A 9,622-nucleotide genomic window follows, 5' to 3' on the forward strand; every position below is an offset into this window, starting at 1 on the left:
CCTAACGCTGCGACTGGCGCGGCAACTCCAGCGCCACGTCCACCGAATCGCAGTACTCGCGCACCGCGCTGGTGCGCGCCACCACCCGCCCCCGGTGCACCACGATCCGGCTGTACGCCAGCGAGAGCACCCCGGCGATCCGCTCCCCGCGCACCGCGAGCAACTCGGCCGGAAAACCCGCCTCGACGCGCACCTCGGGCAGCCCCAGCGTCGCCCGCGCCGCCGAACTCACCGTCTCGTAGGCCGCCTCCGGCGTCGCCTCGCCCAACGAGGCCAGCAGGTAGGCGGCTTCCAACGGGTCGCCCCGCCCCACCGGGTTGGCCGCGTCCCGCAACGCCCCGCTGCCGGCCGCCACCCGCACCCCGGCCGCCCGCAGCAGCCGTACCGGCGCCGGCCGCGACACCCGGGTGCCGTTCCGCTCCAGGCCGGTGCAGTCGCCCTGCGGCAGGCAGACGACGGCGACGTCGGCGGCCGCCAACTGCTCCGCCACCCGCGCCGCCACGCTGCGCGGCATCCGCGCCATCCCGGCGCACGGCCCGATCGCCACCCCCGGTCGCAGCCCGCCGCACATCGCCGCGAACCGCGCCAGCCGCGCCGGATCGTCACCATCGGTGTGCAGGTCCACCGGGCAGCCGTGCTCGCCGGCCACCTCCAGGACGGACTCCACGTACCCGGCCGGATCGGGGTCCAGATCCGGGCACCCGCCGATGACCGTGGCGCCCATGTTGACCGCGTCCCGCAGCATCGCCAGCCCGTTGGCGCCGGCCACCCCGGTCAGCACCCGGGGCACCGCCACCGCCGCCAGGTCCGCCAGCCCGCGCAGCGCCCGCCGCGCCTGGAGCACCGCCGCCAGCGCCCGCAACCCCTGGACGCCGCCGATCCGCACATGGCTGCGCGAGGCGGTGGCCCCGTGCCCGAGCTGCAACAGCGCCGCCTCGGTGGTGCGGCGTTGGACGTCCTCGGCGGAGTCGGAGGCGGGCCCGTCGGCGTCCGCGGTCAGCGCGGTGTCGCAGTGCGCGTGCGGCTCGGCGGGGGCCGGGAGCAGCAGATAGCCGCCGAGGTCCACCCGGGCGCCCTGCGGGGCGAGGCTGCCGGCCGTGCCGACCGCCTCGATGCGCCCGCCGCCGAGCCGGACGTCCACGGTGCGGCCGTCGGCGAGCCGGGCGCCGCACAGGACCAGCGCGCCGGAATCCGGCCGGGCGTACCGGCCGGCGCCCCCGGGCTTCCCCGGCTGCGGCGAACTGCTGTCGGACATCGCGCTCCTAGAAGCCCCGGGCGTGCAAGATCACGCAGCGTGGGTCCGAGCCTAGGGCGCGCCCCGGAGAGCTTCGCGCAGGCGCGAAATAGTCGTACCAGCGTGGTGCGGGGGGCTGTTGGGGCGCGGTGCGGATCTGGATTTCACGTTTGGCGGCGGGCCGTGTAATGTCTTCATCGCTCGCCCCAATAGCTCAGTCGGCAGAGCGTCTCCATGGTAAGGAGAAGGTCAACGGTTCGATTCCGTTTTGGGGCTCTGATGTGTGAGGGATCCCGTCCTCGGACGGGTAACTCTCGCATCACAGCGGTGTAGCTCAGTCGGTAGAGCAAGCGGCTCATAATCGCTGTGTCACCGGTTCAAGTCCGGTCACCGCTACTAACAGTAGCCGATTGTGGGGTCGGTCCTCCGGTCGGCTACTCTTCTATGCGTTCGATCCATCTATCCGTTCGTCAAGGAGCACTCACGTGGCTGCCACCGACGTCCGCCCGAAGATCACGCTGGCCTGCGTGGAGTGCAAGGAGCGGAACTACATCACCAAGAAGAACCGGCGTAACGACCCGGACCGTCTTGAGATGAAGAAGCACTGCCCCCGTTGCAACTCGCACACCGCGCACCGCGAGACGCGATAACCAAGGCTCGTCTGTGAGGCCGTCCCCATTTCCTGGGGGCGGCCTCGCGGCATTGGCACCATCAGTCCAGGGAGGTTGCGAGCTCATGGCGCTCGACCAGTCATTCGTCGGACGCACATACCCGCCCACCGACCCGTACGAGGTCGGCCGGGAAAAGATCCGCGAATTCGCCGAGGCGATCGGGGACCCCAACCCCGCCTACAGGGACGCCGAAGCCGCCAAGGCGCTCGGCCACTCCGATGTGATCGCGCCGCCGACTTTCGTGTTCGCCATCACATTCAAGGCCGCCGGATGCGTCATCGCCGACCCGCAACTCGGCCTGGACTACAGCCGCGTGGTCCACGGCGACCAGAAATTCGCCTACCGGCGTCCGGTGCGCGCCGGTGACCGGCTGACCGTGACCTCCACCATCGAGGCCATCAAGACCATGGCCGGCAACGAGGTCATCGACATCCGTGGCGAGGTGCGCGACGAGGCCGGCGAGCACGTTGTGACGGCATTCACCAAACTCGTCGCCCGGCCCGCTGAGGAGGCTGCCTGAGATGACCGCGCAGATCGCCTACGACGACGTCGAGGTCGGCACCGCACTGCCCGCGCAGAACTTCCCGGTGACCCGCGCCACCCTCGTCCAATACGCCGGTGCCTCCGGGGACTTCAACCCGATCCACTGGAACGAGAAGTTCGCCAAGGAAGTCGGACTGCCGGACGTCATCGCGCACGGCATGTTCACCATGGCCTCGGCGGTCCGGGTGGTCACCGACTGGGTCGGCGACCCGGGCGCGGTCGCCGAGTACGGCGTGCGCTTCACCAAGCCGGTCGTGGTGCCCAACGACGAGACCGGCGCGCTGATTGAGGTCACCGGCACCGTCGCGGCCAAGCTGGACGACGCGGAGCGCACGGTCCGGGTCGATCTGATCGCCAGGAGCGCCGGCCAGAAGGTGCTGGGCATGTCCCGCGCCGTGGTCAGGCTCGCCTGAGGCAGCCGGACGGGACGGCCGGCCCGGCATCGTCGGGCCGCCCCCGTACCCTTGGCCGGGTGCAGGAACGTCACGTAGCAGACAACGCCCCCCTCGCCCCGTTGACCACCTTCCGCCTCGGTGGTCCCGCGAACCGGCTCGTCACGGCCACCACCGACGACGAGGTGATCGCCGCCGTCCGTGAAGCCGACGAGGCCGGCACCCCGCTGCTGATCATCGGCGGCGGCAGCAACCTCGTCATCGGCGACAAGGGCTTCGACGGCACCGCCCTGCGCATCGCCACCCGCGGCTTCGCCCTCGACGGCACGTCCCTGGAGCTCGCCGCGGGCGAGAACTGGTCCGACGCCGTCGCCCGCACCGTCGAGGTCGGACTGGCCGGCGTCGAGTGCCTGGCCGGCATCCCCGGCTCGGCCGGCGCCACCCCGGTCCAGAACGTCGGCGCCTACGGGCAGGACGTCTCCGAGACCCTCACCGAGGTCGTCGCCTACGACCGCCGCACCGGCGAGACGGTCACCCTCACCAACGAGGAGTGCGGCTTCTCGTACCGCCACAGCCGCTTCAAGCAGCACCCCGAGCGGTTCGTCGTGCTGCGGGTGCGGCTCGCCCTGGAGGACGCCGGCGGCCTCTCCGCGCCGCTGCGCTACGACCAGACGGCCCGCGCGCTCGGCGTCGGCGTCGGGGAGCGGGTGCCGCTCGCCGTCGCCCGCAAGACCGTCCTGGCGCTGCGGGCCGGCAAGGGCATGGTGCTGGACCCCGACGACCACGACACCTGGTCCGCCGGCTCCTTCTTCACCAACCCGGTCCTGACCGAGGCCGAGCACGCCGAGCTCGTCCGCCGGGTCCACGACCGCCTCGGCCCGGACGCCGCCCCGCCCGCCTTCCCCGACGGCGACGGCCGGGTGAAGACCTCCGCGGCCTGGCTCATCGACCGGGCCGGCTTCACCAAGGGCTACGGAAGCGGCCCGGCCCGGATCTCCACCAAGCACACCCTCGCCCTCACCAACCGCGGTGAGGCCACCACCGAGGACCTGCTCGCCCTCGCCCGCGAGGTCCGCGACGGCGTCCGGGACGCCTTCGGGGTCACCCTCGTCAACGAGCCGGTGACGGTCGGCGTCAGCCTCTGAGGGACCGCGGACGGCCGCGCCGGCCCGCTACGGCGCCGGCGCGGCCAACCACGCGTCCACGTCCGCCAGTACCGCCCGCTGCACCTCCTGGGGCGCCTGGGAGGCCCGTACGGACTGCCGGGCCAGCTCCGCCAGTTCGGCGTCGGTGAACCCGTGCGCGGTGCGGGCGATCTCGTACTGGGCCGCCAACCGGGAGCCGAACAGCAGCGGGTCGTCGGCGCCCAGCGCCATCGGCACGCCCGCCTCGTAGAACGTCCGCAGCGGCACGTCCTCCGGCTTGCCGTAGACGCCCAGCGCCACGTTGGAGGCCGGGCACACCTCACAGGTCACCCCGCGGGACGCCAGCCGGCGCAGCAGCACCGGGTCCTCGGCGGCCCGCACCCCGTGCCCGATCCGGGACGCGTGCAGATCGTCCAGGCAGTCCCGGACGCTGGCCGGGCCTGACAGCTCCCCGCCGTGCGGCGCCGACAGCAACCCGCCGTCCCGGGCGATGGCGAAGGCGCGGTCGAAGTCCCGTGCCAGGCCCCGGCGTTCGTCGTTGGAGAGCCCGAAGCCGACCACGCCGCGGTCGGCGTAGCGCACCGCGAGCCGGGCCAGGGTGCGGGCGTCCAACGGGTGCTTCATCCGGTTCGCCGCCACCAGGACGCGGATCGCCAGCCCGGTGTCCCGGGACGCTCGGTCCACCGCGTCCAGGATGATCTCCAGCGCCGGGATCAGGCCACCCAGCCGCGGCGCGTACGAGGTCGGGTCGACCTGGATCTCCAGCCAGCGCGAGCCGTCCCGGACGTCCTCCTCGGCCGCCTCCCGCACCAGCCGCTGGATGTCCTCGGGAGAGCGCAGGCACGACCGGGCGATGTCGTAGAGCCGCTGGAAGCGGAACCAGCCACGCTCGTCGGTGGCGCTCAGCCGGGGCGGCCGCCCGCTGGTGAGCGCGTCCGGCAGGTGGACGCCGTACTTGTCGGCGAGGTCCAGCAGGGTCGCCGGGCGCATCGAGCCGGTGAAGTGCAGGTGCAGATGGGCCTTCGGCAGTTGACGCAGATCACGAACACGCTCCATCCGCAGATACTGCCGCACCTCGCGCCGACGGCATAGGCCCCGCCCCGAACGAAGGGACCCCCGCAAAGGCGTGCGGGGCCGGACGACGTCCGACCCCGCATTCGCCGATGGCGCGAAATGACCTATGGCACCGGCTACTTGGCCTCCGCCAGCAGCTTCTGGATCCGGGAGACGCCCTCGACCAGGTCCTCGTCGCCCAGCGCGTAGGACAGCCGCAGGTAACCGGGGGTGCCGAACGCCTCACCCGGGACGACGGCGACCTCCGCCTCCTCCAGGATCAGCTCGGCCAGCTCGACGCTGCTCTGCGGGCGCTTGCCGCGGATCTCCTTGCCCAGCAGCCCCTTCACCGACGGGTAGGCGTAGAACGCGCCCTCCGGCTCCGGGCAGAGCACGCCCTCGATCTCGTTGAGCATCCGCACGATGGTCTTCCGGCGCCGGTCGAAGGCCACCTTCATCTCCTCGACGGCCGCCAGGTCGCCGCTGACCGCCGCGATCGCCGCGGCCTGCGCCACGTTGGAGACGTTGGAGGTGGCGTGCGACTGGAGGTTGGTGGCCGCCTTGATGACGTCCTTGGGACCGATCGCCCAGCCCACCCGCCAACCGGTCATCGCGTACGTCTTCGCCACGCCGTTGACGACGATGCACTTGTCGCGCAGCTCCGGCACCACCACCGGCAGCGACGAGAACTCCGCGTCGCCGTAGACCAGGTGCTCGTAGATCTCGTCGGTCAGCACCCACAGGCCGTGCTCGGCGGCCCAGCGGCCGATCGCCTCGACCTGCTCGCGGGGGTAGACCGCGCCGGTCGGGTTCGACGGCGAGACGAAGAGCACCACCTTGGTGCGCTCGGTGCGGGCCGCCTCCAACTGCTCGACGGTCACCCGGTATCCGGTGGTCTCGTCGGCGACGACGTCGACCGGCACGCCGCCCGCCAGCCGGATCGACTCGGGGTAGGTGGTCCAGTACGGCGCCGGGACGATGACCTCGTCACCCGGGTCCAGGATCGCGGCGAACGCCTCGTAGATGGCCTGCTTGCCACCGTTGGTCACCAGGACGTTCGCGGCCTCGATCTCGTAGCCGGAGTCGCGCCGGGTCTTCTCGACGATCGCGTTCTTCAGCTCGGGCAGGCCGCCCGCCGGGGTGTAGCGGTGGAACTTCGGGTTGCGGCAGGCCTCCACCGCCGCCTCGACGATGTAGCCGGGCGTGGGGAAGTCGGGCTCCCCGGCGCCGAAGCCGATCACCGGGCGCCCGGCGGCCTTGAGGGCCTTGGCCTTGGCGTCGACGGCGAGGGTGGCGGACTCGGAGATCGAACCGACCCGGACGGAGACCCGGCGGTCGGAGGGGGACGATGCGGAGGGAGTTGCAGCGCTCATAGAGGCATCGTCGCAGACCTCCCGGGGGCCCGATACACGGGTTTGCGGGGCCAGTACGCGAGGTTCCTGTTCGACGCCCGGCCGCGAACCACGTACACTCGCTGACCGTTGGCTCCCACCGGGTCGCCGCGGCGCACGACGTAGAGCAGTCGCCCGCATGCGGTAGGTTGGGGGAACCACAAAGGGTCGTAGCTCAATTGGTAGAGCACTGGTCTCCAAAACCAGCGGTTGGGGGTTCAAGTCCCTCCGGCCCTGCTACACGCACCGCATCACCGAGTGCGTGCACGCGTACGTACGAAATGCACCGCCGTGCGGCCGGGCCGGGCGCGGCACGGCCACGACCCGGATTCAGGTGAGGACGAGTGACGGACGCCCTGGGCTCCATCGACATGCCTGAGCGCGGTCGCTCCGAGGCCGATACCCCGGAATCCCAGAAGAAGCCCCGCCGCGGCGGCAAGCGCGGCAAGAAGGGGCCCTTCGCGCGCCTCGCGCTCTTCTACCGCCAGGTCATCGCGGAGCTCCGCAAGGTCGTCTGGCCCACGCGCAGCCAGCTGTCGTCGTACACCACCGTGGTGATCGTCTTCGTAGCCATCATCATTGGTCTCGTAACCGTGATTGACTTGGGAATCAACCGAGTCGTCGGGTACGTCTTCGGCTGATCCCGCGGGGGGTGCCTTCCGTGGGCGGCCCTTCGCACGTTCAACCCCTTGAAGCAAGGAAGAAGCAGCCACGTGTCTGACCCGAACCTGAACGACGCCGCCAAGCCCGTCGCGGCCGCAGAGGCCGAGGTTGACGAGGCCGTCTCGGCCGAGGTCGAGGGGGACGCTGCGGCCATCGCTGACGAAGAGGGCGCCGCGGACATCGTCGCCGACGCCGACGACGTCGACGAGCTGGACGCCGAGGACGCCGCCGCCGGCGAGCCCGCCGAGGCGGACGCCGTGCACGTCGAGTCCGCCGATGAAGCAGAGGCCGTCGAGGCTTCCGAGGACGCGGAGGAGCAGGAGCCGGTCGACCCGGTGGCCGCCCTCCGTGACGAGCTGCGCGGGCTCCCCGGCGAGTGGTACGTCATCCACACCTACGCGGGCTACGAGAACCGCGTGAAGACCAACCTCGAACAGCGCGCCGTCTCGCTGAACGTCGAGGACTACATCTTCCAGGCCGAGGTGCCGCAGGAAGAGGTCGTGCAGATCAAGAACGGTGACCGCCGCACCGTTCGTCAGAACAAGCTTCCGGGCTACGTCCTGGTGCGCATGGACCTGACGAACGAGTCCTGGGGCGTGGTGCGCAACACCCCCGGCGTCACCGGCTTCGTCGGCAACGCCTACGACCCGTACCCGCTGACCCTGGACGAGATCGTCAAGATGCTCGCCCCGGAGGCCGAGGAGAAGGCCGCCAAGGAGGCCGCCGCGGCCGAGGGCAAGCCGGCGCCGTCCCGCAAGGTCGAGGTCCAGGTCCTGGACTTCGAGGTGGGCGACTCGGTCACCGTCACCGACGGCCCGTTCGCGACCCTCCAGGCGACGATCAACGAGATCAACGCCGACTCGAAGAAGGTCAAGGGCCTGGTCGAGATCTTCGGCCGCGAGACCCCGGTCGAGCTCAGCTTCGACCAGATCCAGAAGAACTAGGTTCTTCCGGACCCACAGCCACCGACCAGGTCAGACCGGCACTTAGCCGGTCTGACCTGCGCGGTTTTTGGCCGCAGGACGGTACCCGTTATCGTTGTGCGGTATGCCTCCATCCGGATGACCCGGATTGGGGGCGAACCACCTCTCACTAGGACCCGGAGAGAGCATGCCTCCCAAGAAGAAGAAGGTCACGGGGCTGATCAAGCTCCAGATCCAGGCTGGTGCCGCCAACCCGGCCCCGCCGGTCGGCCCCGCGCTGGGTCAGCACGGCGTCAACATCATGGAGTTCTGCAAGGCCTACAACGCCGCGACCGAGTCGCAGCGTGGCATGGTCGTGCCGGTGGAGATCACGGTCTACGAAGACCGTTCCTTCACCTTCGTCACCAAGACCCCGCCGGCCGCGAAGCTGATCCTGAAGGCCGCGGGCGTGGAGAAGGGCTCCGGCGAGCCGCACAAGACCAAGGTCGCCAAGATCACCGAGGCGCAGGTCCGCGAGATCGCCACCACCAAGATGCCCGACCTGAACGCCAACGACCTGGACGCCGCGTCGAAGATCATCGCCGGCACCGCCCGCTCCATGGGCATCACGGTCGAGGGCTGAACCCCAGCCCTTAACGGCACCCCCGTGGAAGGACCAGGCGCTGGTCCGTACCACGACTCCACCCCACTGCATCAGGAGCAGAAGTGAAGCGCAGCAAGACTCTTCGCAACGCGGACGCGAAGATCGACCGGGAGCGGCTGTACGCCCCGCTCGAAGCCGTCCGTCTCGCCAAGGACACCGCGTCCGTCAAGTTCGACTCGACCGTCGAGGTCGCCATGCGTCTGGGCGTTGACCCGCGCAAGGCCGACCAGATGGTCCGTGGCACCGTGAACCTCCCGCACGGCACCGGTAAGACCGCCCGGGTCCTGGTCTTCGCGACCGGTGACCGTGCTGCGGCCGCGGAGGCCGCCGGCGCCGACATCGTCGGCTCGGACGAACTGATCGACGAGGTCTCCAAGGGTCGTCTGGACTTCGACGCCGTCGTCGCCACCCCGGACCTCATGGGCAAGGTCGGCCGCCTCGGCCGCGTGCTCGGTCCCCGTGGTCTGATGCCGAACCCGAAGACCGGCACCGTCACCCCGGATGTCGCCAAGGCTGTCACCGACATCAAGGGCGGCAAGATCGAGTTCCGCGTCGACAAGCACGCGAACCTCCACTTCATCATCGGCAAGGTGTCCTTCGACGACGCCAAGCTGGTGGAGAACTACGCCGCGGCGCTGGAGGAGATCACCCGTCTGAAGCCGTCCGCCGCCAAGGGCCGCTACATCAAGAAGACGACGGTCTCCACCACCATGGGCCCCGGCGTCCCGGTGGACCCCAACCGCACCCGCAACCTCCTCGTCGAGGAAGAGGCCATCTGATCCTCGCGATCGATGCCTCGTAGCGCGTGACGCTTGCCGCCAGGCCCCGCTTTCCGTACGGAGAGCGGGGCCTGACGCGTTCATAACAGGGCTGCCGTGAGCGCTGTCAGTGGCCTGGACTACAGTCCCCTGCGAGGTCCATAAAGGAATTCAAAGGGGGAGCCTCAAGTGCGCAGCACGCGTAT

The 9,622-nt window shown here is 70.4% G+C and carries 11 protein-coding genes and 3 tRNA genes; 11 read left to right on the top strand and 3 right to left on the bottom strand.

The window, feature by feature from the left end; genetic code table 11:
- Position 1 precedes the first annotated feature (1 nt).
- Positions 2 to 1,255, bottom strand: a complete 1,254-nt coding sequence (locus ACFVFQ_RS08975; protein ID WP_383411195.1) for an amidohydrolase family protein — start codon at positions 1,253 to 1,255, stop codon at positions 2 to 4.
- A 182-nt stretch (positions 1,256 to 1,437) separates the two neighbouring features.
- On the opposite strand from ACFVFQ_RS08975, the gene ACFVFQ_RS08980 reads away from it, so the two are divergent.
- The 6 genes from ACFVFQ_RS08980 (at position 1,438) to ACFVFQ_RS09005 (ending at position 3,985) form a co-directional block, all read left to right on the top strand.
- Positions 1,438 to 1,510: transfer RNA gene (locus tag ACFVFQ_RS08980), tRNA-Thr, on the top strand.
- A 47-nt stretch (positions 1,511 to 1,557) separates the two neighbouring features.
- Positions 1,558 to 1,630, top strand: a tRNA-Met gene (locus tag ACFVFQ_RS08985).
- An 89-nt stretch (positions 1,631 to 1,719) separates the two neighbouring features.
- Positions 1,720 to 1,884: a 50S ribosomal protein L33 gene (gene rpmG, locus ACFVFQ_RS08990; RefSeq protein WP_006604855.1), complete on the top strand. Its 165-nt coding sequence runs from the start codon at positions 1,720 to 1,722 to the stop codon at positions 1,882 to 1,884.
- 85 nt (positions 1,885 to 1,969) lie between these two features.
- Positions 1,970 to 2,425, top strand: coding sequence for a MaoC family dehydratase N-terminal domain-containing protein (locus tag ACFVFQ_RS08995; protein WP_383411198.1), 456 nt, complete (start codon positions 1,970 to 1,972; stop codon positions 2,423 to 2,425).
- Position 2,426: 1 nt separating this feature from the next.
- Positions 2,427 to 2,861 carry a MaoC family dehydratase gene (locus ACFVFQ_RS09000; RefSeq protein WP_274915049.1) on the top strand — a complete coding sequence of 145 codons (435 nt, stop codon included), beginning with the start codon at positions 2,427 to 2,429 and terminating at the stop codon, positions 2,859 to 2,861.
- A 59-nt stretch (positions 2,862 to 2,920) separates the two neighbouring features.
- Complete coding sequence (locus ACFVFQ_RS09005; RefSeq protein ID WP_383411201.1) at positions 2,921 to 3,985, top strand: UDP-N-acetylmuramate dehydrogenase; 1,065 nt, start codon at positions 2,921 to 2,923, stop codon at positions 3,983 to 3,985.
- A gap of 27 nt (positions 3,986 to 4,012) precedes the next feature.
- Here the strand turns inward: ACFVFQ_RS09005 and ACFVFQ_RS09010 are convergent, their stop codons facing one another.
- Entirely contained in the window at positions 4,013 to 5,041 is a 1,029-nt protein-coding gene (locus tag ACFVFQ_RS09010) for an adenosine deaminase (protein ID WP_383411204.1), read from the bottom strand.
- 134 nt (positions 5,042 to 5,175) lie between these two features.
- Positions 5,176 to 6,411 carry a pyridoxal phosphate-dependent aminotransferase gene (locus ACFVFQ_RS09015; RefSeq protein WP_383411206.1) on the bottom strand — a complete coding sequence of 412 codons (1,236 nt, stop codon included), beginning with the start codon at positions 6,409 to 6,411 and terminating at the stop codon, positions 5,176 to 5,178.
- A gap of 182 nt (positions 6,412 to 6,593) precedes the next feature.
- Here ACFVFQ_RS09015 and ACFVFQ_RS09020 point away from each other — a divergent pair.
- From ACFVFQ_RS09020 to rplA, 5 genes are all read left to right on the top strand, one after another.
- Positions 6,594 to 6,666 (top strand) — tRNA-Trp (locus ACFVFQ_RS09020).
- A gap of 107 nt (positions 6,667 to 6,773) precedes the next feature.
- Positions 6,774 to 7,070, top strand: a complete 297-nt coding sequence (gene secE, locus ACFVFQ_RS09025; protein ID WP_274915056.1) for a preprotein translocase subunit SecE — start codon at positions 6,774 to 6,776, stop codon at positions 7,068 to 7,070.
- A 72-nt stretch (positions 7,071 to 7,142) separates the two neighbouring features.
- The gene (gene nusG, locus ACFVFQ_RS09030) at positions 7,143 to 8,036 is read left to right on the top strand and encodes a transcription termination/antitermination protein NusG (protein WP_383411209.1); all 894 of its coding nucleotides are present in this window, start codon (positions 7,143 to 7,145) and stop codon (positions 8,034 to 8,036) included.
- A gap of 166 nt (positions 8,037 to 8,202) precedes the next feature.
- On the top strand, positions 8,203 to 8,637 hold the full coding sequence (gene rplK, locus ACFVFQ_RS09035) for a 50S ribosomal protein L11 (RefSeq protein WP_016571043.1): 435 nt from the start codon (positions 8,203 to 8,205) through the stop codon (positions 8,635 to 8,637).
- Positions 8,638 to 8,720: 83 nt separating this feature from the next.
- The gene (gene rplA / locus ACFVFQ_RS09040; protein ID WP_383411212.1) at positions 8,721 to 9,437 is read left to right on the top strand and encodes a 50S ribosomal protein L1; all 717 of its coding nucleotides are present in this window, start codon (positions 8,721 to 8,723) and stop codon (positions 9,435 to 9,437) included.
- The last annotated feature ends 185 nt before the right edge of the window (positions 9,438 to 9,622 follow it).

Origin of the sequence: Streptomyces sp. NPDC057743 (genome assembly GCF_042798755.1) — a bacterium.
Lineage (GTDB): Bacteria > Actinomycetota > Actinomycetes > Streptomycetales > Streptomycetaceae > Streptomyces.